General features: G+C 55.9%; 20 protein-coding genes and 2 pseudogenes. 18 read left to right on the plus strand and 4 right to left on the minus strand.

Annotation, left to right across the window (positions count from 1 at the left end):
- The first annotated feature begins 138 nt into the window (after positions 1 to 138).
- A complete protein-coding gene (locus AC3WWR_RS20420; RefSeq protein WP_492599007.1) occupies positions 139 to 294 on the plus strand; it encodes a hypothetical protein in 156 nt (51 codons plus the stop codon).
- 136 nt (positions 295 to 430) lie between these two features.
- Here the strand turns inward: AC3WWR_RS20420 and hisN are convergent, their stop codons facing one another.
- Positions 431 to 1,222, minus strand: coding sequence for a histidinol-phosphatase (gene hisN, locus AC3WWR_RS20425; protein ID WP_401314396.1), 792 nt, complete (start codon positions 1,220 to 1,222; stop codon positions 431 to 433).
- A gap of 570 nt (positions 1,223 to 1,792) precedes the next feature.
- Between hisN and AC3WWR_RS20430 the strand changes: the two genes are divergently transcribed.
- The 15 genes and pseudogenes from AC3WWR_RS20430 to AC3WWR_RS20500 all read left to right on the plus strand — a co-directional run bounded on the left by AC3WWR_RS20430 (position 1,793) and on the right by AC3WWR_RS20500 (position 18,500).
- Positions 1,793 to 2,746 carry an AraC family transcriptional regulator gene (locus AC3WWR_RS20430; protein WP_401314398.1) on the plus strand — a complete coding sequence of 318 codons (954 nt, stop codon included), beginning with the start codon at positions 1,793 to 1,795 and terminating at the stop codon, positions 2,744 to 2,746.
- Between the two features lie 159 nt (positions 2,747 to 2,905).
- On the plus strand, positions 2,906 to 4,261 hold the full coding sequence (gene benA / locus AC3WWR_RS20435; RefSeq protein WP_401314399.1) for a benzoate 1,2-dioxygenase large subunit: 1,356 nt from the start codon (positions 2,906 to 2,908) through the stop codon (positions 4,259 to 4,261).
- Positions 4,261 to 4,749: a benzoate 1,2-dioxygenase small subunit gene (benB, locus tag AC3WWR_RS20440; protein ID WP_401314401.1), complete on the plus strand. Its 489-nt coding sequence runs from the start codon at positions 4,261 to 4,263 to the stop codon at positions 4,747 to 4,749. The genes benA and benB overlap by 1 nt, the downstream gene beginning before the upstream one ends.
- A gap of 24 nt (positions 4,750 to 4,773) precedes the next feature.
- A complete protein-coding gene (gene benC, locus AC3WWR_RS20445) occupies positions 4,774 to 5,784 on the plus strand; it encodes a benzoate 1,2-dioxygenase electron transfer component BenC (RefSeq protein WP_401314403.1) in 1,011 nt (336 codons plus the stop codon).
- Between the two features lie 64 nt (positions 5,785 to 5,848).
- Positions 5,849 to 6,610, plus strand: a complete 762-nt coding sequence (locus AC3WWR_RS20450) for a 1,6-dihydroxycyclohexa-2,4-diene-1-carboxylate dehydrogenase (protein ID WP_492599008.1) — start codon at positions 5,849 to 5,851, stop codon at positions 6,608 to 6,610.
- 182 nt (positions 6,611 to 6,792) lie between these two features.
- Complete coding sequence (locus tag AC3WWR_RS20455) at positions 6,793 to 7,548, plus strand: heme ABC transporter permease (RefSeq protein WP_492599009.1); 756 nt, start codon at positions 6,793 to 6,795, stop codon at positions 7,546 to 7,548.
- Positions 7,545 to 7,721 carry a heme exporter protein CcmD gene (ccmD, locus tag AC3WWR_RS20460; RefSeq protein ID WP_008055370.1) on the plus strand — a complete coding sequence of 59 codons (177 nt, stop codon included), beginning with the start codon at positions 7,545 to 7,547 and terminating at the stop codon, positions 7,719 to 7,721. Before AC3WWR_RS20455 ends, ccmD begins: the two co-directional genes overlap by 4 nt.
- Entirely contained in the window at positions 7,718 to 8,173 is a 456-nt protein-coding gene (gene ccmE / locus AC3WWR_RS20465) for a cytochrome c maturation protein CcmE (RefSeq protein ID WP_401318349.1), read from the plus strand. Before ccmD ends, ccmE begins: the two co-directional genes overlap by 4 nt.
- A 3-nt stretch (positions 8,174 to 8,176) precedes the next feature.
- The gene (locus AC3WWR_RS20470) at positions 8,177 to 10,165 is read left to right on the plus strand and encodes a heme lyase CcmF/NrfE family subunit (RefSeq protein WP_492599010.1); all 1,989 of its coding nucleotides are present in this window, start codon (positions 8,177 to 8,179) and stop codon (positions 10,163 to 10,165) included.
- Entirely contained in the window at positions 10,162 to 10,698 is a 537-nt protein-coding gene (locus tag AC3WWR_RS20475; RefSeq protein ID WP_492599011.1) for a DsbE family thiol:disulfide interchange protein, read from the plus strand. Before AC3WWR_RS20470 ends, AC3WWR_RS20475 begins: the two co-directional genes overlap by 4 nt.
- Positions 10,695 to 11,150, plus strand: a pseudogene (locus AC3WWR_RS20480) (cytochrome c-type biogenesis protein); the annotation flags it as partial. The gene AC3WWR_RS20475 and the pseudogene AC3WWR_RS20480, both read left to right, overlap by 4 nt.
- Before the next feature lie 363 nt (positions 11,151 to 11,513).
- Positions 11,514 to 13,403 carry an ATP-dependent nuclease gene (locus AC3WWR_RS20485; protein WP_401315339.1) on the plus strand — a complete coding sequence of 630 codons (1,890 nt, stop codon included), beginning with the start codon at positions 11,514 to 11,516 and terminating at the stop codon, positions 13,401 to 13,403.
- A complete protein-coding gene (locus AC3WWR_RS20490; protein ID WP_492599012.1) occupies positions 13,403 to 15,160 on the plus strand; it encodes a UvrD-helicase domain-containing protein in 1,758 nt (585 codons plus the stop codon). Before AC3WWR_RS20485 ends, AC3WWR_RS20490 begins: the two co-directional genes overlap by 1 nt.
- Before the next feature lie 259 nt (positions 15,161 to 15,419).
- The gene (locus tag AC3WWR_RS20495) at positions 15,420 to 16,658 is read left to right on the plus strand and encodes a hypothetical protein (protein WP_492599013.1); all 1,239 of its coding nucleotides are present in this window, start codon (positions 15,420 to 15,422) and stop codon (positions 16,656 to 16,658) included.
- A gap of 289 nt (positions 16,659 to 16,947) precedes the next feature.
- Positions 16,948 to 18,500, plus strand: a protein-coding gene (locus tag AC3WWR_RS20500; protein WP_492599014.1) for an IS3 family transposase whose coding sequence is annotated in 2 segments (ribosomal slippage) — positions 16,948 to 17,410 and positions 17,410 to 18,500 — 1,554 coding nt in all. Because the reading frame shifts where the segments join, the coding sequence is not laid out codon by codon here.
- A 425-nt stretch (positions 18,501 to 18,925) separates the two neighbouring features.
- Here AC3WWR_RS20500 and AC3WWR_RS20505 read toward each other — a convergent pair.
- The 3 genes and pseudogenes from AC3WWR_RS20505 to AC3WWR_RS20515 form a co-directional block, all read right to left on the minus strand.
- Positions 18,926 to 19,262, minus strand: a pseudogene (locus AC3WWR_RS20505) (membrane-bound PQQ-dependent dehydrogenase, glucose/quinate/shikimate family); the annotation flags it as partial.
- A gap of 960 nt (positions 19,263 to 20,222) precedes the next feature.
- Positions 20,223 to 20,672, minus strand: a complete 450-nt coding sequence (locus AC3WWR_RS20510) for an Xre family toxin-antitoxin system antitoxin (protein ID WP_401315334.1) — start codon at positions 20,670 to 20,672, stop codon at positions 20,223 to 20,225.
- 200 nt (positions 20,673 to 20,872) lie between these two features.
- The gene (locus AC3WWR_RS20515; protein WP_401315333.1) at positions 20,873 to 21,127 is read right to left on the minus strand and encodes a helix-turn-helix domain-containing protein; all 255 of its coding nucleotides are present in this window, start codon (positions 21,125 to 21,127) and stop codon (positions 20,873 to 20,875) included.
- 111 nt (positions 21,128 to 21,238) lie between these two features.
- Between AC3WWR_RS20515 and AC3WWR_RS20520 the strand changes: the two genes are divergently transcribed.
- The gene (locus AC3WWR_RS20520; RefSeq protein ID WP_401315332.1) at positions 21,239 to 21,820 is read left to right on the plus strand and encodes a VspR family transcription factor; all 582 of its coding nucleotides are present in this window, start codon (positions 21,239 to 21,241) and stop codon (positions 21,818 to 21,820) included.
- Positions 21,817 to 23,202, plus strand: coding sequence for a DEAD/DEAH box helicase (locus tag AC3WWR_RS20525; RefSeq protein WP_401315330.1), 1,386 nt, complete (start codon positions 21,817 to 21,819; stop codon positions 23,200 to 23,202). Before AC3WWR_RS20520 ends, AC3WWR_RS20525 begins: the two co-directional genes overlap by 4 nt.
- The last annotated feature ends 401 nt before the right edge of the window (positions 23,203 to 23,603 follow it).

Raw genomic sequence — 23,603 nt, forward strand, 5'->3', positions numbered from 1 at the left:
TGCCCCGCTGGAGCCGGCCGAGACGTCAGGGGCAGCGGTAGACCTGTACTTCGATAAGGATTGGACGCCGCGGCGGGTGTGGGTCAGCCGCTGGAAAGGATGGCTGCGGCCGGCTCTCGTTATCGGGTGCTGGAGAGTGTGTTCACCTCCATTCGTCAGGTGATGGCCGTGCCTCGCCTGCGTGAAGCGGGTGCAGCCTATATGAGGGCTTTCGTTGAGCGCAAGAAGGCCGAAGGCTTCGCTATCAGGGTGCGCACCGCGAGCGGTCAAGCGGCTGCTTCCGTGGTCTCGTAATGATGAATAGCACTGATTGCATGGATACTGCTGAAGGTTTGCATGTGGATGAATCGAGCAAGTTATCAAGGGTTGCTCTGGGGCGTTGGTGTATGTTTTACATGTTAGAAACGCCCCGGGCGGACCTGCGTTTTACTTAGCTTGCATGCTGTAGGAGTTCAATCAGTTGGGTATGCAGCGTGGGATCTCCGCAGGCCACGACGGTGCCGCCGTTTTGCGCCGTACTTCCATCCCAAGCCGTCATTCGGCCACCCGCGGCTTCGATGATCGGGATCAATGCCTGTACGTCATAGGGCTGTAGTGCTGCCTCGATGATCACATCGACGAAGCCCGAGGCCAACATGCAATAGGCGTAACAATCACCGCCAAAACGGACCAACTGTGCCTGGCTCGCCACCTGTTCAAAGGCGTTTTTTCTTTTGACTGTGTCGAACATATCGGGGGTTGTGCACATCAGCTTCGCAGATGTGAGCTGTGAGCAGGTCCGGGTTTTCAATGCTGTACCATTGCGCCAGGCGCCTTGGGCGCTACCGAAGTATCGCTCACCGGTAAACGGTTGATTCATGACCCCTAATACCGGGCGCTGGCCATCGTTGAGCGCGATCAGCGTGCCCCACAGGGGCAGTCCGGTGACGAAGGCGCGTGTGCCATCAATCGGGTCCAGGACCCAGGTCAGTTCACTTTCTCCGGCATAGGCGGCTTCCTCCTCACCCAGTACTCCATGCATGGGGTAGCGATTGCGAATGAGTTTACGCATGGCCTGCTCGGCTGCTTTGTCGGCCGCGGTGACGGGGTCGAAGAACCGACCCCCTTTATCCTCTACTTTGATTGCTGTTCGGAAGTAGGGCTCAATGGCCGCGGCAGCAGCTTCCGCCAGTTGCTCGGCGAAATCCAAGTACTCAGTGAGCTGGTCGGTAGTGAGTGGCATCGGGTGCACCAATATACAAAGTGATTGACGAAGACATCTTGAAGTTATCGACCATGATCCAGAGGGTGCCAGATTTAGGCAAGTTGGTTGAAAGTTTCGGCTAGAAAAGGGTCATATGCGACTCTACTTCCAGTAATAAAATTTCCCTATGGCCACATTCCAGTGGAATGATTGGCCATGCGCTAAGTTTTACTGAAAATTATGAAAGTGACTACGCTTTCAGCTTCTAAGCAAGCTAGATCGACGGCAAAATTTTCCATTTGCTAAGATCTGCGCTCCTCTTGATGTAAATATTGGGCTGGGTCTCGTACTCCAATGCCCACACCTATGTCTAGGTCGCTTAGTTCTTGATCGTGGTGGCTAAGCCAAACGATGGTGCGTTTCGATGCAGGCCTTACTATGCGTGTTCCAAAGTGCTCATGCGGTGCGCTGAAGTGTTCAAGGTTTGAACATGATCCGGGCGCTGAGGTCGTCTGCGACGATGATTTTGTGTATGGCACACCTATTGCTGAAGGTTTCTGTGAGGCGACACATTGCAGTGATACGGTCTAATTATACGAAGGCATCGCGATGAGTGTATTATTTCTTACCGAGCAGAGCCTAATATTTGAATTTTCTGAGCCGCAAGATGTTTCGAACTATGTCAATAAATACATTGGCCGACATTGTATAGCTCTAACTGATTATCGAGGTGTGCGAGCTAGCTTGAGTCACCGTGCCTTGGCGGATCTCGATCTATGCCGAATCACCTACGGGGGGAGTGTAAGGGTAAGCTCGTCTGCATTGAATGATGTATATCATATCCAGGTTATATTGCGCGGGAGTTGTTTGTGGCGTGTTAAAGGGCGTTACCTTCGTCTTCGGCCGGGTGAGTTGATAGTGATTAACCCAGATGACCCAGTGGATTTTACTTACTCTGAAGATTGTGAGAAGTTTATCCTCAAGGTGCCGTTGAAGGTTCTCGAAGACGTCTGTGTTGAGCAGCGATGGGCCTACCCCAAGCACGGAATTCGTTTTATAGAGACGCTCTATCATTTAGCTGATGTTGAAGGTCTAGCTGCCTTGCTAGCCATGATGTGTAAGGAAGCCGAATCAGAAAATAGAACTTATAGAGTTGATAAAAGCTATCAGTACATTTTTGCAGCAAAAATGCTGAGCTTGTTAAAGTCTAATGTGCTTCGCACGAAGCATAATGCAACAATCGTCGTAATGCTGGAGAAAATCGACTCGTATATTGATGGCAATATGGATATACGTGTCGAGGAGCTAGCTGATTTAGCCGGTGTAAGTGTGCGTGTTTTTTATACACTGTTTGAGCGACATGTAGGTGTCTCTCCGAAGAGGTATATAAGAGGCAGAAAATTGGACAGGGTTCGAGAGTGCCTGACTGATTCCGCATGCAATATTAAAAGCATAACTGAATTGGCGTTTGACTACGGTTTTGTTCATCTTGGGAGGTTTGCTAATTTTTATAAGGATCGATTTGGCGAACTGCCATCTGAAACTTTAATGCGTCGGGCTTGATTTGGATGTCTCGGCATGATTGTTGTTTTTAGAATTAAAGAGCTCGCTTTACTTTAGTGCAGCAAAAAACGGATGGTGATCGGCAGTAATCGGATATCCATCTGGGATGGTGAGCGCTAGTTTATGTAGGCCTGAATAATAACAACGGAGGCTACGGCTATGTCCTTGGGAATCGAATACCTTAACTCTTTGCTTGAAGAAGATCGTGATAAGGGCGTCTACCGCTGCAAACGCGAGATGTTCACTGACCCTCGCCTGTTTGACCTTGAAATGAAACATATCTTCGAAGGTAACTGGCTATACCTTGCCCACGAAAGCCAAATCCCCGAGAAAAATGACTTCTTCACTACCACCATGGGGCGTCAGTCAATCTTCATCGCTCGCAACAAGGATGGGGTGCTCAATGCTTTCCTCAACGCCTGCAGCCATCGTGGCGCCATGCTCTGCCGACACAAAACCGGCAATAAATCATCCTACACTTGTCCGTTCCACGGCTGGACCTTCAACAATTCTGGCAAGTTGCTTAAGGTCAAGGATCCCGTTGATGCCGGTTACCCGGCGAGCTTCAACTGCGAAGGTTCCCATGACCTGACAAAGGTCGCTCGCTTCGAGTCCTATCGCGGCTTTCTGTTCGGCAGCCTCAATCCCGATGTAGTACCGCTGGTGGAGCACCTGGGTGAATCGGCGAAGATCATCGACATGATCGTCGACCAGTCGCCCGAAGGCTTGGAAGTGCTGCGCGGCTCTTCCTCGTATATTTATGAAGGCAACTGGAAGCTGACCGCCGAAAACGGTGCTGACGGCTACCATGTCAGCGCCGTGCACTGGAACTATGCTGCCACCCAGGCCCAGCGCAAGCTGCGCGAGGCCGGCGATGAAGTAAAAACCATGAGTGCCGGTGGGTGGGCCAAGAATGGTGGCGGTTTTTATTCCTTCGACAAGGGTCATCTACTGCTCTGGACCCGTTGGGCCAACCCAGAGGACCGTCCACTGTTCGAGCGCCGCGACGAACTGGCCGCCGACTTCGGTCAGGCCCGCGCCAACTGGATGATTGAGAACTCGCGCAACCTGTGCTTGTACCCCAACGTTTATCTGATGGACCAGTTTAGCTCGCAGATCCGCATTGCACGGCCACTCGCCGTGGACAAGACCGAGATCACCATCTACTGCATCGCCCCAAAAGGGGAGAGTGCTGATGCGCGCTCGCAACGCATTCGTCAGTACGAAGACTTCTTCAATGTCAGTGGCATGGCCACACCGGATGACCTCGAAGAATTCCGCTCCTGCCAGGTGGGCTACCAGGGTGGGCGTGGCTGGAACGACATGTCCCGTGGTGCCGCACACTGGGTCGAAGGTGCCGATGCCGCCGCCCAGGAAATCGATCTGCACCCACTGCTCAGCGGCGTGCGTACCGAAGATGAAGGCCTGTTCGTACTGCAACACAAGTACTGGCAGGAAACCATGCTCAAAGCACTCGCTACCGATCAGCAGTTGATTCCAGTGGAGACCGTTTAATGAGCATTTCTTTTGAGCAAGTGCGTGACTTCCTCTACGAAGAGGCGCGCTACCTGGACGACAACCAGTGGGACAATTGGTTGGAGTGCTATGCCACCGACGCAACCTTCTGGATGCCTGCGTGGGACGACAACGACCAACTTACCGAAGATCCACAGCGGGAAATCTCGCTGATCTGGTACGGCAACCGTGGAGGCCTGGAAGACCGGATATTCCGGATCAAGACCGAGCGGTCCAGCGCGACCATGCCCGATACCCGTACCTCGCATAACATTAGCAATCTGGAACTGCTCGAGCAAGGCGATGAGCTGTGTCGCCTGCGCTTCAACTGGCACACCCTGAGCTTTCGCTACAAGACCACCGACAGTTACTTTGGCACCAGCTTCTACACCCTTGATGTGCGCGGCGAGCGCCCGCTGATCAAGGCCAAGAAAGTGGTCCTCAAGAACGACTACGTCCGTCAGGTTATCGATATCTACCACATCTGATTGCAGCTATTCACGAGGTGCGTCATGCACAAAATCGCTTTGAATTTTGAGGACGGGGTCACCCGCTTCATTGACGCCACCGCTGACGAAACCGTGGCAGATGCCGCTTACCGCCAGGGTATCAATATTCCTCTGGACTGCCGCGACGGCGCCTGCGGTACCTGTAAGTGCTTTGCTGAGGTCGGCCGTTACGACCTGGGCCAGGAATACATCGAAGACGCGCTGAGCGAAGAAGAGGCTCAGCTCGGTTATGTGCTGACTTGCCAGATGCGTGCAGAGAGCGACTGCGTGGTGCGGGTGCCGACCTCGTCGCAGGTCTGCAAGACCGAACAGGCCAGCTACCAGGCCAGCATCAGCGAGGTACGCCAGCTATCCGACAGTACCATTGCGCTATCAATCAAGGGCGAGGCACTGGACAACCTGTCATTCCTCCCTGGGCAGTACGTCAACCTCGGCGTGCCCGGTAGCGAGCAGTTTCGCGCCTATTCCTTTAGCTCTCTGCAGAAAAACGGCGAGGTCAGCTTCCTGATCCGCAACGTGCCGGGCGGGTTGATGAGTAGCTTCCTTACTGGTCTGGCCAAGACCGGTGACAGCATGACCCTGGCAGGGCCGCTGGGTAGCTTTTATCTGCGTGAGATCCAACGTCCACTGTTGATGTTAGCTGGTGGCACGGGGCTGGCGCCGTTCACCGCAATGCTGGAGAAGATTGCCGAAAAGGGTAGCAAGCATCCTGTGCACCTGATCTACGGCGTGACCAACGATTTCGACTTGGTTGAACTGGATCGCCTTAAGGCCTTCGTTGTGCGTATCCCCAATTTCACCTTCAGTGCCTGCGTGGCCAACCGGGAAAGCCAATATCCGCTCAAGGGCTACGTCACCCAGCACATCGAGCCACGCCACCTAAACGAAGGCGATGTCGATGTGTACCTGTGTGGTCCGCCCCCGATGGTAGAAGCGGTCAGTCACTACATCCGCGAACAGGGCATCACGCCTGCGAACTTCTACTACGAGAAGTTCGCAGCGGCCGTAGCCTGAACCCGTTTACGGGGTCGACCGCATCGTGCTGGTACGGCCGGTCCCTTTTTTACTGGAGGTTGTCATGAACAACAGATTCGACAACAAGGTCGCGCTGGTCACCGGCGCGGCGCAGGGCATTGGACGGCAGGTGTGCGAACGGCTGCTGGCCGAAGGCGCTCGCTTGGTGGCGGTTGATCGTTCCGAACTGGTCCACGAGCTGGCGGGCGAGGGCGTGCTCACCCTGACCGCTGACCTTGAGCAGCACAGCGAATGTAGCCGGGTGATGGCTGCAGCGGTCGAGCGTTTTGAGCGCGTGGATGTGCTGATCAACAATGTCGGCGGGACTATCTGGGCCAAGCCCTTCGAGCACTACGAAGCGGCGCAGATTGAGGCTGAAGTACGCCGTTCGCTGTTCCCGACGCTATGGTGCTGCCATGCAGCGCTACCGTACATGCTCGATCAGGGCAGTGGCTCCATCGTCAATATATCTTCCATCGCCACCCGTAGTATCAACCGCGTGCCCTACGGCGCAGCCAAGGGCGGGGTGAACGCGCTGACGGCCTGCTTGGCCTTCGAAACTGCCGGTCGCGGCGTGCGTGTTAATGCCACTGCGCCTGGCGGTACCGAGGCACCGCCACGGCGGGTGCCGCGCAATACCGCCGAGCAGAGCGCCGAAGAGAAGGTCTGGTACCAGCAGATCGTCGACCAGACCATCAATAGCAGCTTGATGAAACGCTACGGCAACCTCGACGAGCAGGTCGGAGCGATCCTGTTCCTTGCTTCGGATGACGCCTCTTATATCACTGGCGTGACCCTGCCAGTAAGTGGTGGCGATCTCGGCTGATTCGAGAACTCTGCGATCGGCGCAATGCTGTTGGCAACCTTCGCTTATCACGGTCTGCACCTGGCGGCAGTACGGCGAACCTTTGCACAGGTCGCGAGGCGTGTGCAAAGGGCAATAGGTTGCGCGTTCAGAAAAGGCAGACCTTGACTCTCATTGCGAAGACCAGCCGTGATGGAAACACTATGAACTGGACGTGGTTTCACAAGCTCGGCTCGCCCAAATGGTTTTACGGTATCAGCGGCAAAATGCTGCCATGGTTGAGCGTCGCGGCGTTGCTGCTGATCGGCGTCGGCATGGTCTGGGGCCTGGCCTTCGCGCCGCCGGACTACCAGCAGGGCAACAGCTTTCGCATCATCTACATCCACGTTCCGGCCGCCATGCTGGCACAGTCCATCTACGTGATGCTGGCGGTGTGCGGCATCGTCGGGCTGGTGTGGAAGATGAAGCTGGCCGACGTCGCCCTGCAGTGCGCGGCGCCCATCGGTGCCTGGATGACCGCCCTGGCGCTGGTCACCGGGGCTATCTGGGGCAAGCCGACATGGGGCTCGTGGTGGGTCTGGGATGCACGCCTTACGTCCATGCTGATTCTGCTTTTCCTGTACTTCGGTCTTATTGCGCTGGGCAACGCCATCAGCAATCGTGACAGCGCGGCCAAGGCGTGCGCGGTGCTGGCCATTGTCGGCGTGATCAACATCCCGATCATCAAGTACTCGGTGGAGTGGTGGAACACCCTGCACCAGGGCGCGACCTTCACCCTCACGGAAAAACCGGCGATGCCCGCCGAGATGTGGCTGCCGTTGCTGCTGACGGCGCTGGGTTTCTACTGTTTCTTCGGCGCGGTGTTGCTGCTGCGCATGCGCCTTGAAGTGCTCAAGCGCGAAGCCCGGGCCAGTTGGGTCAAGGCCGAAGTCGAAAACAGCCTGGAGGTCGTTCGATGAGTTTTGCTTCATTCGGCGACTTCCTCGCCATGGGCCATCATGGCCTGTATGTCTGGTCGGCCTATGGCATCTGCCTGGCGGTGCTGGCCCTCAACGTGGCGGCGCCGATCCTGGCCCGCAAGCGGTATCTGCAACAAGAGGCGCGTCGTCTGCGCCGGGAGAACGGCAAGTGAATCCGCTGCGTAAAAAGCGTCTTATCATCATTCTGGCGATCCTGGTCGGGGTCGGCGCTGCCGTGGGCCTGGCCCTAAGTGCCTTGCAGCAGAACATAAACCTGTTTTACACGCCGACCCAGATCGCCAATGGCGAAGCCCCGCAGGACACGCGCATCCGCGCCGGCGGCATGGTTGAGGCGGGCTCGCTGCAGCGTTCCAGCGACTCGCTGGACGTGAAGTTCGTCGTCACCGACTTCAACAAATCCGTGACCATCGCTTATCGCGGCATCCTCCCTGACCTGTTCCGCGAAGGGCAGGGCATCGTCGCCCTGGGCAAGCTCAATGCCGAAGGTGTGGTGGTGGCCGATGAAGTGCTGGCCAAGCACGATGAAAAGTACATGCCGCCGGAAGTGACCAAGGCGTTGAAAGACAGTGGTCAATCCGCCCCAACACCCGCTAAGGAGGGTTGATCCATGACTTCCGGCATCTTCATTCCCGAATTGGGCCATCTGGCCATGATCCTGGCGCTGTGTTTTGCGCTGGTTCAGGCCGTCGTGCCATTGGTCGGTGCCTGGCGCGGTGACCGATTCTGGATGAGCCTGGCCCAGCCGGCGGCATGGGGGCAGTTCGCCTTCCTGCTGTTCGCTTTTGCATGCCTGACCTATGCGTTCATGGCCGACGATTTTTCTGTCGCCTATGTCGCCAGCAACTCCAACAGTGCCTTGCCCTGGTATTACAAATTCAGCGCCGTATGGGGCGCACACGAAGGTTCGTTGCTGTTGTGGGCGCTGATCCTCGGCGGCTGGACGTTCGCCGTGTCGGTGTTCTCCCGGCAGTTGCCGCAAGTGATGCTGGCACGGGTGCTGGCAGTGATGGGCATGATCAGCACCGGTTTCCTGCTGTTCCTGATCCTCACCTCGAACCCGTTCAAGCGCATCCTGCCGCAAATGCCCAGCGATGGCGCCGACCTCAATCCATTGCTGCAGGATATCGGCCTGATCGTGCACCCGCCGATGCTGTACATGGGTTACGTCGGTTTCTCGGTGGCGTTCGCGTTCGCGATCGCAGCGCTGATGGGCGGTCGTCTGGATGCCGCGTGGGCGCGCTGGTCGCGTCCGTGGACCATCGTCGCCTGGGCCTTCCTCGGTATCGGCATCACACTCGGCTCCTGGTGGGCCTACTACGAACTCGGCTGGGGCGGTTGGTGGTTCTGGGACCCGGTGGAAAACGCCTCGTTCATGCCCTGGCTGGTGGGTACCGCGCTGATTCACTCGCTGGCGGTCACGGAAAAACGTGGCGTGTTCAAGAGCTGGACCGTGTTGCTGGCCATTGCCGCCTTTTCGTTGAGCCTGCTGGGCACTTTCCTCGTGCGTTCCGGCGTGCTGACCTCGGTGCATGCCTTTGCCTCGGACCCCGAGCGCGGCGTGTTCATCCTGATCTTCCTGCTGTTCGTGGTCGGTGGTTCGCTGACGCTGTTCGCCTTGCGCGCACCGGTGGTCAAGAGCCAGGTCGGCTTCAACCTCTGGTCCCGGGAAACCCTGTTGCTGGGCAACAACCTGGTGCTGGTCGTGGCGGCTTCGATGATCCTGCTGGGCACCTTGTATCCGTTGATTCTCGATGCCATGACCGGCGCCAAGCTGTCGGTCGGCCCGCCGTACTTCAACGCACTGTTCATTCCGTTGATGGCCTTGTTGATGCTGGTGATGGCGGTCGGCGTGATCGTGCGCTGGAAAGACACCCCGGTGAAGTGGCTACTGAGCATGCTCACCCCGGTACTGCTGGGCAGCGCCGCGCTGGCGGTGGTGGCTGGCGTGGCTTACGGCGATTTCAACTGGGCGGTGCTGGCGACCTTCATGCTCGCGGCCTGGGTGTTGCTGGCGGGTGCGCGTGACATTGTCGACAAGACTCGCCACAAAGGCCTGATCAAAGGCCTGCCGACCCTGACCCGCAGCTACTGGGGCATGCAGGTTGCACACCTGGGCATCGCCGTTTGCGCCCTGGGCGTGGTGTTGTCGAGCCAGAACAGTGCCGAGCGCGACCTGCGCCTGGCGCCCGGCGAATCCATGGCCCTGGGCGGTTATCAGTTTATCTTCGAAGGCGCCAAACACTTCGAAGGCCCGAATTTCACCTCCGACAAGGGCACCGTTCGGGTGATCAAGGGCGGCAAGGAAGTCAGCGTGCTGCACCCGGAAAAACGCCTCTACACGGTACAGAACTCGGTGATGACCGAAGCCGGGATCGACGCCGGTTTCACCCGTGACCTCTACGTCGCACTGGGCGAACCCCTGGGGGACGGCGCCTGGGCGGTACGCGTGCACGTCAAGCCGTTCGTGCGCTGGATCTGGTTCGGTGGTTTGCTCACCGGTCTGGGCGGGTTGCTGGCAGCGCTGGACGGACGTTATCGGGTCAAGGTGAAAAGCCGTGTGCGTGAAGCACTGGGCATGTCTGGAGCGACTGCATGAAGCGTTGGTTGATGCTGTTGCCACTGGCGATTTTCCTGGTGGTGGCTGTTTTCCTGTATCGCGGTCTGTACCTGGACCCGGCCGAGTTGCCCTCGGCGATGATCGGCAAACCCTTCCCGGAGTTTTCCCTGCCGGCGGTGCAGGGCGACAAGACCCTGACCCGTGCCGACATTCTCGGTAAGCCGGCGCTGGTCAACGTCTGGGGCACCTGGTGCATTTCCTGCCGGGTCGAGCACCCGGTGTTGAACAAGCTGGCTGAAAAGGGCGTGGTGATCTACGGCATCAACTACAAGGACGTCAACGTCGACGCCTTGAAGTGGCTGGCGGACTTCCACAACCCCTATCAACTGGACATCCGCGACGACGCCGGCACCCTGGGCCTGAACCTCGGTGTGTATGGCGCCCCGGAAACCTTCTTCATCGACGCCAAGGGCATCATCCGCGACAAATTCGTCGGCGTTATCGACGAGCAGGTCTGGCGTGAAAAACTGGCGGCCAAGTACCAGGCGCTGGTCGACGAGGCCAAGCCATGAAGTGCTGGATTGCCGCCGTTGCACTGGGCTTGAGCCTGGCCGGCGTGGCCCACGCCGCCATCGACACCTACGAGTTCGCCAAGGAAGGTGATCGCGAGCGTTTTCGCGAGTTGACCAAGGAGCTGCGTTGCCCCAAGTGCCAGAACCAGGACATCGCCGACTCCAACGCACCGATCGCCGCCGACCTGCGAAAAGAGATTTTCCGCATGCTCGGCGAGGGCAAGGACAATCAGCAGATCATCGACTTCATGGTCGATCGCTACGGTGATTTCGTCCGCTACAAACCGGCCCTGAACGCCAAGACCGCGCTGCTCTGGTTCGGCCCCGCCGGCCTGCTGCTGGGAGGTGTGGTGATCATCGCGGTGATCGTGCGCCGTCGCCGCGTGCAACGCGCCGAGACGCCGGGCTCGCTTTCTGCCGAGGAGCGCGAGCGCCTCGACCAACTGTTGGATATGAGGATTGGCTATACCCCAGTCATTTCTCTCCAGGAAAAATCACGATCGGTGGCGCTCCAAGAGCGGTCGCTCACGCTCTGGATTGAATGAGCAGTCCTCCTGACGTCAGCTCGACTGAAAATGTCGGGGAAGACCATACGCTGGATCACCATCGACAAGCTCACCGCCACTTTGCACGGACGGTGCGGGGGATGTGGCGTCCGGTACGCCAGTGCTGGGATTGTTCCTGATGCACCAGTCACAATTTTGCCGCTAATGGCCTATGGACATCCCCTGGGTATTTGGCGACATTGGTCAGTATCACCGGGCACGCGCAAGCCAGCGCACGTGCCGAGCGTTAAATTGAAGGGATGAAATTTAATGTACTTGAGACAGCTAGAGATCGAGGGCTTCAAGAGTTTCGGTAGACGTTTCACGATTGAGCTTCATGCAGGGCTGAACGTGTTGGTTGGGGAGAACGGCGCGGGCAAAACGGGCGTGATAAATGCGTTGCGCCAGCTTTTTCAAGATTCGGAGTCGGGAAAACGTTCGGTCAACGAACGCGATTTCCACAAGTCGTTTGAGCTTGACGCAGTGCCTGCGTCCAGTTTCGCCATCCAGGCGATTTTCGGCGACCTCAGTGTCTTCGAGAAAGTAGCGCTTGACTCTTGGTGTGGCGAGCAGGACGAAGCAGTGCTCAATTTAACTGTGCTCAACCGCGAAATGCGCGGCCGCTACAGCCAGGAGCTCTGGGGCGGAGCGATAAGGACGGGGATATTTAATCAACAGACGTTGGACCTGATTCACTGCATCTATTTGCCCCCGCTGCGCGATGCGGAGCAGAAGTTGCGGGAGGGGCGACAGTCAAGGCTCTCCAAGCTGATGAAGGCGTTGTGCAAGGATCAATTACAGGCGTGCGCCAAGAGCGGAACATTGCATCCGCTTGAAGTGAAAGTCGCAGACTTCAACTCTCAGCTGGCCGATGAACAAGACATTAAACGAGCGAATGCCTTGATCTCCAGTAGCCTGCGTGCAGCCCTCGGAGAAAGGCTGTCGCAAAACACGACGATTCAGTTTTCGGAATCCAACTTCACCAGGATCGTCGAAGGCTTGCGTTTGCTGTATTTTCCCAATGGATCACCAGCCGAACTATCACAGTTCCGCTCGCTGGATGAGAACAGTCTGGGCTACAACAATCTGCTCTATATCGCCTCCATCCTCGCCGAGTTGATCGTCGAAGATGGCGAGGGCCCGGGGGAGCGCACACTGCATAAGCTGCTGCTGATTGAGGAGCCGGAAGCGCACCTGCATCCGCAACTTCAGATCAGGCTGTTAAAGCACCTGCAGGAGGTGGCCCTCAACAAGAATATTCAGGTGGTGATCACCACCCATTCCACGGTGATCTCGTCGGCTGTTTCTATCAACAACATCATCCATATCAACGGCGGAGTCGAACCGCTGGCCGTTCCTGCGCGCTTTTGCGGCCTGTCGGAACCGAGTCGGCGGTTTATCGACCGTTGGCTGGATGTAACCAAGTCCAATCTGCTCTTTTCCAAAGGCGTCATCCTTGTAGAAGGCGTGGCGGAGGCCATTGCGCTGCCAGAGCTGGCGAAAATCGTCCTCGCGAACCGCGGCAAAGGTTTGAACACCCTAGATGACTACGGGGTATCTGTAATCAATCTAAATGGCATCTATTTCGCCCATTTCATGCAATTGTTTTGTGAGGTCGAGGGGCAGTTGCGTAGCCGTAACCTGCCCATTCCCTGCGCAGGTCTCACCGACAAGGATCCGGCCAAAACCCAGAAGGTGTTGGTACAGGAGCAGCTTGTCGAAGTGGTCGTGAAACCGCATCTAGGGAATTTGGCTGTCGGTACCAACCCTGCTCTGGCCCTGATCCCGACCATTGCGATATCCCAGTACGGGCGATTGTTTAGTGGCGAGCTAAAAACCTTTGAGTACGACTTGGCGATGACAGCGGACAATCTGCCAGTCATGTTGCAAGTCGCCTATGAGAACTGGCCCACGGATGGCCCGGTCAAGGCTTCGTTCAAGGACATGCTTGCGGCCGACTTTGGTGGACTGTCTGAATCGCAGAAAGCCGAGTATGCGTACGAGCTCCTGGAGCGCATTGATTCCAACAGCATGGGGAAGGGGCTGTACGCGCAACTACTGGCCGACAAGCTCGAACAGGGCGATTGCGCCTTTGCCGTACCGCACTACATTAAGCAGGCCATCTGCTGGGCGTGCTGTATCGCTGAGGAGCCACTCTAATGACCTTTCCCAGCGAAGAGCAGCAGGGGTATCTCGCTTCCTACATTGACGAAAATATTTACCTTGAGGCCTGTCCAGGGAGCGGGAAAACTGAGGTGATTGCTGCCAAGGTGGCTCGCGAAATCGAGGATTGGCAGGGGTATCCGGGGGGGATCGCGCTGCTGTCATTTGCCAACAGCGCCGCCAATGAACTGAAAACTCGGCTGATCGCCCACCGACAGCGGGCTCCGGTGGCGTACCCGCACTGGGTGTCGACGATTGACAGCTTCATCCTAAATTGCATCGTGGCGCCTGTGGCCCATCGGCTAACCGGCTATGCCGGCAAGGACGGTGATTTCCGGCTGAAGTTGGTCGACTCCTCGTCAACGGTGTACCTCAAAACCAAATATGCCATAGAACACATCCGCGTTCCCGCCAGCCAGTACGACTTTGATCTGGCAACGGACAAATTTGTTTTCCGAACGGGCGAGCCTGGACTGGACCGCAAGCTGAACGCAGTGGTCTTGGCCGATTGGCAACTGCGTGACCTCAGGGATACCAAGACGCGTTTCAAGGCGGCAGGTTTTGCCACCTACCGGGATGTCGAGCATCTCGCGATTCAGATCCTGCAGGAGGCAAAGTTGTCAGCCTTTTGTACGCGACTAGCCCTGCGTTATCCATTTCTGGTGATCGATGAGTGTCAGGATCTTTCGGTGGAGCAATTGGCCGTCCTGGAGGGCTTGCTCGGGCTGGGCGTGAAAATGCATATCGTGGGGGATCTCAACCAGTCGATTTACGGATTTCGCCATGCGGATCCTGCGCGTGTCATGTGTTTCATCCGCGATCATGGATTCACCTGTCTGCAGCTACGTCAAAACTTTCGCAGTTCGCAGGCAATTGTCGACCTGTGCTCCGAACTGGTGCCGGGGAACAAAATTCACGGCAATCCAGCGATTCATCCTGCTGCGCCAGTGATTGTCGAGTATGACGACTGTCCCTCTGAAGCTATGCCTCTGTTCATGAGCCTCAGTGACAGCTACGCGAACCGGGTGATCGTCTCGCGCGGTCATTCGACGCTGAACCGTTTTTTCAGTGGCGTCAACGATCTGAACGATACCGAGCGCTTGGCACTGGCGTGCGCCTTGGCGGGCAATGAATCTGTGTTCGCTATCCAGAAGTCGCTCGCGCTCTTTGGAGGGTGGCTGGCAAGCAAGTTGGGCTATTCGGCAAAACCCAATTCCTTCCACTGCCCTGTGGATGTCGAGTCCGAGCTCGAATGGCGGTTGTTTCTTCATCAGGCGCTGGCATTTGTCACGAGCGCGGGCGCTTCTGTCGCAGGGCAGCACTGGAGAGGGTGGTGTAGGGTGGCCAAGGCCCGTCTTAATGAGCTGCCAATGCAGGTCTTTGTCATCGCAGATATCGCTGTGGCAATTGCACCATTGGCAGCGCTTGGGTTGCGCTCCCCATCGGGGCTCGGTGAGCAACTTGTCACTCAGAGACTTTCTTTGGTGGCGTCGCACCAGAGTCGCGTCCGGTTGGCGACGATTCATGAGATCAAGGGTGAAACCCACGAAGCGACAATGCTGGTTTCAGCTTCCAGGCGAGGGGATCAGTCACATTGGGCGGATTGGATTGGTGACAAGAACTTGGAGGCGGCAAGGCTCGCCTATGTCGCGAGCTCAAGGCCCAAAAATCTCCTGGTCTGGGCGGTCAAGAAGTTGAAAGTCGCAGAGCGAACTACGCTTCAACGGCTGGGGTTTGAAATAGCCCAGCGATAATCCAGCACCAAAAAAATGGAGCTCTCCTAGCTAAGCGAACCTTGTTCGCGATGAAGCGAGTTGTGCTGTAACTTTGAACTCCGTCATCGACCTTGAAAGTTAGCAAGTTTTGGATAGCTGAGCAGGCGTCAAGCAAAGTGCATCTGCAATTGCGCTGAGGCTCTCGGCGCTCAACAATTAAGTCTCAGCAGATGCCTGTTGGCCCTCAAAACTGACTGAGGGCGTTCCAGGGGCGTGGGTTGTATCAAGGAGGAAGCGTGTGCAGCCGGCAGTAATCGATGAGTTGTATCGAGCGGTAGTTTTCAATCATCAGGAGGCTTGGCAGCAGCTTGATGAGCGCGCTGCTGAGTGCGCAGCACTGAGAAGCCTGGTTAGTACGGACCAACCAGGTGGAATAGACCTGAGTCTTGGCCTTGGTGTGGATGGCAATGAATTTATAATACCGGTTATTCAGGGGCCTAGGGCTTTCTTTGTCTCAGCGGAGACGGCGGTGCAGGGAGCGCTACAGGCCGGTCGCTCCGAACTTTTGCTTGATTACTCGCTCAGCTTCGACTCGAATTTTGCTGAAAGATTAAGGCGGCTGATCAATCAGCAAACGGCTTCTAGTGATCAGGATATTACGCGGGTCAAAAGTGTTCTCATGTTGAAGGCGAACAATCCGCAGGTTCAATTCGATATCTTGCCGTTTCTCTATGAAAATGTCCGGCTGGCAAGAGATGACACCAGTAACGAGCGACCGATCGACACGCTCGTCGCGTTCCGCACTTTGGACTATCTCGATTGGGAGCGCTACCAAGATACGGAGGAGCTGCACTTCCATGGTGAATCGATCGACGCCCTTAAGGAGAGACTTCGCCCAGCGGCTGTGCAGCTGGTTTGCGACCTTCACACGAACGAAGATTTTTTGCGTCATGAGGCATCGGCCTTGGCGACAGAGGCCTTGCTGCTGAGGCTGGCGGGGCTTTGGCATGTTCCCAATCGAGATGTGAAGACGATTTTCGGAAAACTGATCGACTACTGCGTCAATGATCTAGGTTTCATTCCGATGTCCGATTTGAGTCTGATCTGGAAGGGGATAGCGACCAAGCAGCCGGCCCCCTTTTTCGGGCCTGTCACTGGTCGTTCGCACACGATGCTTGAAAAAGTAAAGGGAATGGCTTGGGATATCTCACACTTACGACTACTGGAGCGTATGGCCGCACAAAATAGCTATGGTGCATTTCACATTCCGTTTTTTGTCTCGTTGGATGCCAAGTGGCGGGCGTTACTGCGTTTGAATCCCATCCGCTTCATGTTGTTCGATGATCGCACCCGTCGAATGCTCTCGGGGCGGGCTGATGAAGCGAACTTCCAGGCCATCTGTCTATCCAACGCTAGCGAGAGCACCAAGCGTTTCCTATCACCTGCACATGTTGCAAAGCGTCGCGCTGCCGCCTTGTCATTGAGCGTTGACGCCATGCACGCTTTGGTGCGGAAAGAGCAGGGGCGCTGGTTGTGAATTGAATCGATCCGCAATTTATGCCGAAGGCTCAACTGCAGACGCCCTTTAAGGGATGGGATGTGAGCAAGAAGTTGAGAACTGTAGGGCTTTGATCGCGAGTAACCCCTGAGGATACAGTGTGCCCTCAACGTGCATGTTGTAAGATCTCGTTGGTGCCTGGCCTCCCCTCAAAGATGTCGGCGCTGATTGAAAATTGACCCAGCGTGAGAGCCCCCCGGTGTCAGGATAGTTGTCGCCTCTCCGGTTTTTCCTGAAAAAGCATATCGGGGGCGGAAAGAGACTGGTCGTGCCGTACTATTCACCCGAACGCAGAGCCGCATTACTCAAGATGCTGCTTCCCCCACTGAACCTGTCGATGGCCGAGGTTTCCCGGCGCGAAGGGGTCAGCGAAATGTCTTTGTCCAACTGGCGCAAGCAGCTCAGTTCTGAAGGAAGTGCAGTGTCCGAAAACAAACAATCGACTCAGAACTGGTCAGCCGAAACCAAGTTTGCTGTCGTCCTTGAAGCGGCCGGTTTGTCCGAGATCGACTTGGGCGAGTATTGCCGCCGCAAGGGCCTTTACCCCGAGCAAATTACTGCTTGGCGACAAGCCTTCATCACCGGCCAGAAATCGGAAAAGGCCCAGCAAAAAGAAGATCGGGAGCAGTCTCGCAAAGATAAGAAACGTATCCAGGAACTTGAGCGCGAACTGCGCCGCAAAGACAAGGCGCTCGCTGAAACAGCCGCGTTGTTGGTGCTGCGAAAAAAGCTCAACGACTACTGGGGGACCGACAACGAGGACAGCTGACATCTTTGCCAGAACGGCAGTTACTGGTTGACTGGCTGAGCCAAGCGGTCGCGGCGGGAGCCAGAAAAATCAGTGCCTGCCGGGAAATCGGTCTATCGCTGCGGACCTTGCAGCGGTGGACTGAAACAGACGTTATCCAGGCCGATGCCCGAACGACTGTCACACGGCCAACGCCGCGAAATGCACTGAACGAGGTCGAACGACAGACCCTTGTGACGCTGTGCAACAGCCCGGAGTACGCCCATCTGCCGCCGAGCCAGATCGTGCCGCGCCTGGCCGATCAAGGGCGCTATCTGGCGTCGGAGGCGACGTTTTATCGCGTCTTGCGAGCAACGGGTCAACAGCAACATCGAGGCCGTAGTCAGCGCCCCAGGCGGTACGCAGCACCGACGACGCATGCGGCCAAAGCGCCTAATCAGGTGTGGTCGTGGGACATCACGTATTTGCCGTCGCCGATACGCGGCAAGTATTACTACCTCTATTTGATCGAAGATATTTACAGCCGCAAGGCCGTGGGCTGGGAGGTCTACGACGCAGAAAGCGGCGAGAAAGCCGCCGCCCTGCTGCAACGCAGCGTGATCGGCGAGCAGTGTTTACACGAACCGCTGGTGCTGCACTCGGACAACGGAGCGCCGATGAAATCGGTGACGCTGTTGAGCAAGATGTACGAACTGGGCATCACGCCTTCACGGGGGCGCCCGCGGGTCAGCAACGACAATCCGTACTCGGAGTCGCTGTTTAGAACACTGAAATACTGCCCGCAATGGCCGCAGGATGGTTTTGCCAGTTTGGACGCCGCACGAGCTTGGGTGAGGGAATTCATGCGTTGGTACAACAACGAACACCGGCATAGCCGTATCCGGTTCGTCACACCGACTGAGCGGCATCGAGGACTGGACCATCAGGTCCTGGCCCGGCGACATGAGCTGTACGAACGAGCCAAAGAGAAAAAGCCGGAACGGTGGTCGGGTCGAACACGTAACTGGGAGCCGATCGGCACCGTGCTGTTGAACCCGGATCGAGAGCAACAGGTCGAGAAAAGAGCGGCATAGTTAGACGGTTGACGCGACAACTACCTTGAAAAACGCCGGAGCCTGGGCCTCGCGGCATAACCAGTCCAAGTTTTTGTCCGCATCCCCCAACACCTCAAAGACACTAGAGAGCCCGCTCTCCCTGGTATTGGGAACGAATAGTAGGTTTGATAATGCAAGGTTCTCAAACCTACTGGAGTTTTTGGCGCGCGGAGGCGCAATTGGCTGAACGCCGGGGGAGGAGAGTGGGGCTTGATTCGCGAAAAGCCCGGGCGGATCCGGGCGATTGCGTCGGTGTGCAATCTAGTTTTCGGTGTAGGCTTTGAGGTGGCTGATGGTGCAAAAAACTTCGTCGGCATCCATCAAGCTCAGCGCCGTTAGACCGTATACGGTTCGTGAGAGGAGGAGACCATGACAATGCCGAGTGAGCGCACGCGAGCGCTGATTCAGACGCGAGACCAGCGCGACCGCCAGGCCTACGGCGCTGAACATGAACAGGCGCGAGAACACCGGCCAGAAAACTAGCCCGGCATCACTCACCGCTCAGATCGCCGTGCCCAGCAGAAACGCAGCGAACAACCAGGCACCTGCCGTTTTGAAGCGAGCGATCAGCAGACCGGAAACGGCCATCACCAGCCCACCCACCAGGAAGTACCAGGAGCCTCCCAGGCTGACCAACTTCACGCCGCCCGCAGCAAGCGCCAAACCGAGGAGGGCGATGATCACGCCCAACCCGACCAGAATGAATTTTGATATGCCCGAGAGGCGGTGACTCTGCTTCACGTTAAGTGTCCCGTTGAAATGATCTGTGCATTATATAGATAGCTAACTATCTAGTTAAATCATAATTCGGAATGAAGCGTATTTCATTGCTCAATTACGCGCCTGATCGAAGAGCTGCGCGCCTCATGGAATTGCAGGGACGTTGAACGTAAACAAAAGGCTCTTTTTTGTCAGAGGAGAGCGGATTTATGACAGGTATGGATCACGGCGTGGTTGTGCGAGCCGAACAAACTCATCCCAGAATTTCTGACGATTAACCGATGTATGGCGGGAAGCGTAATGGTTTCGACTACGCGACTTGCCATTCCGAGCGGCTCCGACCAACGCCGGCGTAGCTTCAGGAGCTTTCTTCAGGAACTAGAGCAGCGTGGCTGCTGGGAGGCTGTAAATCTGGCGTCGATCAATTCCGCAACTAGCTGAACAATCCACCACGGAAGATGACGAGACGCTTTATCGAGGATTTAAAGTAAACGTAGTGCACAGTTGGGTAGCGGTATATTTTCAGGCCAGAGAAGATTGAGTGCTTTTCAGCTTTCTAGCCATCCGGCGCAGGAAGCGTTGGGCATCTTCAGACAATCCCGCGAAACCAAGCGAGGCGGAGATGCTGTGGTCAAGCCCAAAAAGGCAATGAAGGCGAGGACGCTTCGCAAGAAAAAAGCGAACACAGGCGCGCCCTAGAAATGACGTAGCTCACAGAGCTAAGCGGATGGTGGAACTCGAGACGAAAAACTTCAAAATTGGATCAAGAGGATGCAACCGCGCCGAGCACCGAAACGCAGCGAACACGGTCATGCCGCGAAACATTGGCTACAGGACTGCGGATTTGACACCGCAACATTGCGCGTCGGCATGATTATGGTCAGGGCTTCGAGGCCTGAACGCTCAGCAAGTACAAAAGCAATATCCCGCAGCACAGAAATGAACCTAAAAACCCGATATGTAGGCCAATGGCGTTTGCGATCAGAACGCAATGCCTTCTGCAACCTGTATTAGCATCTCCTCGACCTGGTGGGAACCTGATGTAGTTGCGAGCATCGCTATTGGATCCTTTCCTGAAAAACGACTCTTGGGCTTCGAAAGCCACGACCGGGCTTTCTCTCCATTCCCAAACACCACCTCCGCCATAGCCAAGATATAGGCATTTCTGAATAGGCGGTCACTCTCATCTACTGTAAGTTTCTGCCCGCGCGACAACCGGAAGCTAAGTGTCTTGTGAGAGATAATGTGTTCACGTTGATGTGGGGGAATTTTGCCCAGCTCGCAAAAAATATTGAACCGGTCGATTGAAAAACCTGCAAAGATCATCTCATTGAGATCAGAGTCTGAAGCGTCAATAGGGAGATTGAGTAGTTCTGAAAACCGGCCCCGGAAAGCACGATAAAAATCCTCTTTCAGCACTTCGGCAAGCATGGTGCACCTTCATGGTTGGATCTTTGCCACTTATTATCTGGCAGATCCGTATCGCATGACAGCGCGCAGATTTTGACGGCCTGTTCCGCATGGATCATTTGGAACTCGAGGGGCAGGGAAGCGCCCAGTCACTAGGGCGTTCGGTCGGGAACGAAATCCGATAAGGATGGCGAAATCCATGTCAACGCATGATTATTGGCTCAGTCGCTTGCCGTCAGATCAGAAGCCAATTCATGGAGAGACAGCGATTCAGGCAAGAGAAAATGCGGCTCGCATTCCAATACGGTGGCTATGCGATATAGCTTTTCCACGGTGATGTTGACTTCACCGCGCTCAATACGCCCCATATAGCTACGATCGACACTGCAGGAGTGCGCCAAGGCATCTTGGGAAAATCCTTTGGCCTTCCTTTGTCTCCGTATTCTTTCACCCAATGCCTTTGCAAGCTGATGCATAACCGCCTCGGTTCCCACTGAGGCGGCACTATCGTGCGTTTGCGGATGAATCAACCACGGATTATAATCCGCATTTTGGCCGTTCCGCGAATTTCCCTTCCAGGTGCCTGCATGAAACCCGATTCATTCATCCTCGACAGGCGGCTCTACGACCTGTTTCAGCAGGGGCATCTACGCCAGTTTACGACCCAGGATCTACGTGACGCCTACGCTGCGCAGCTGACGGGTATGACTTTCAACAGCAGCGACTTGCGTCGATATGTCTATGAGCAGATCCGACGCATGCTGCGTACCGGATGGGTCACTCAGGATGAAAAACGACAAAAGCGGGGTCAGATCTATCACTGGCAGAGCATTCCGGCGAACTTGCAGGTGGAGCTCATTGACAATGGGTACGAAAGCAGCGCTAAGCCGGCGAACAAACCGTCTCATCAACCCTTGCAAAGTACTGATCCAGAGCAGCCAGACGCAGGTGTGATCGAGCACCTGGAATCCATACTCAAAGAGATTCGGCTCGACTTCCTTTCTTCAATGGGAGAGGCGGAGCGTTATAAGCAGCTACTCGACGAAATGCCGCATCTGAAAGACCAAGTCGAAGGCGAGTATCTGGAAGCCCGAGACCGAAGCTCTCGTCTTTTAGGGCATCTCCGAGCGGTCGAAAAGACGCTCAAGACAGTCACGTCCGCACGATGAAAGCATCGCCGAGAAAATGGCAAAGCCAATGCATTGAGATCGCGTTGGAACACTACACCTCAACGCCGCACTTTTTCTGCCAAGCCACACCTGGGGCGGGGAAGACTCGGATGGCCGCGGAGCTCGCTCGACGTTTGTTAGAGCAGGGAAAGATCGATCTCGTGCTGTGTTTTGCTCCCTCGTGCCAAGTCGTCGACGGTTTTCGCACTACGTTCTCGGCTGTATTGGGGAGGCGTTTGGATGGACTTATCGGTGCCATTGGAACCGCAAGTACCTATCAAGCCATGGAACACCAGGATGACGCCTTCTGGAGGCTTTTCGATGACTATCGCGTGTTTGCGGTATTCGACGAGATCCATCACTGCTCAGGACACGATCCGCTTTTGAGCAATGCCTGGGGGCAACAAATTCTTTTGAATATGCAGGACCGGGCCGCCTTTACCTTGGCTCTGTCGGGTACGCCATGGCGCTCCGATGACAGGGGCATTGCTCTGGCTCGTTACTCCAACCCGGAAGGCCGATTGATTTGCGACTATCGATACGGCCTCAAAGAAGCCATTTCCGACGGAGTTTGTCGGTCACCTCGCATCGTCCTGCTCGATAACCAGATGCTGAGACTCCGTGAGGATTTCGCGAACGACAGTACCGTCAAGCTTTTTCCCAGCATCGCTAAGCTACTGCGTGAGTCTCCGGTCTCATACGAAGACTTGATTTGCCATGAGGAAGCGCTTAGCCAGTTGCTCGACCTGGGGAGCAAGAAACTCGATGAAGTGCGAATGCTTAAACCGAATGCCGCGGGCTTGGTTGTTGCCACAAATATTGCACATGCACACCAAGTCGCTACGGCGCTGAAGGACAAGGGTGAAAGCTTCCAAGTCGTGACAACCAGAACCCCGGACGCGCAACAGGTAATCAACGCGTTCAAAAATGGCGACTGCCGTTGGATTGTTGCAGTGGGAATGATCAGCGAGGGGACTGATATTCCCCGGCTTCAAGTTTGCTGCTACCTCAGTCGAATTCGTACTGAGCTGCATTACCGGCAGGTGCTGGGAAGAGTTCTTCGGCGTATGGGCGAGATTGACGATCAAGCTTGGTTGTTCGTCTTGGCGGAGCCGACATTGAAGCGATTCTCTCAGCGAATCGCCGATGATCTGCCGGAAGATTTGGCTGTTGTGTGCGCTGTAGGTGCACGTGCACCTGAGGCTTGCTCAATCGAAGATGAGTTGGATAGCTCCGTGAAAGCTCTCATTGGAGATTCAGGCAGCTCAACAACTTCCGCTACAGCGCAGAAATTTTTATCGCAGGTCGATTTGTCCCCTGCGTCGACGTATCAAATAAGCTTTTCGAAGAATTATCGCCAGCAACTGTTGGCCGTTTTCTGATGTGCATTGTATCCGATTACCAGGCCATATCAGTGTTGGTTCAGCGGGGCCAATGGTTCGCCTGTGTCGGAACCCTGTGATCCACTCTCCGCTGAGCTCAACCAGCTGCCGCCCTTCCTTAGCAAATGGAGGAGGGGGAGCTGATTGTGATCGGCGCGACAGCAAACCATTTGGCTCACCAAGAGCGTGGGGGCGGTAATGAAAGGTAAGCGCAAAGCGAAAACATCGAAATGGGCCCTGAAGTTTCAATTTGAAACGGAGGCTCAGCGGTCAATGTTCTCGAGGTCCGAAAAAGCGTCAAATCGTTTTCTTGATGCCGTGCTGTGCGTATTTCGGCCCATCGTGACCGCCCGTTTCGGTACATCGTGACCGACCCTTTCGCTAACGCGTGACCGCTCATT

This window comes from Pseudomonas sp. EB271-G4-1 (assembly GCF_058791355.1).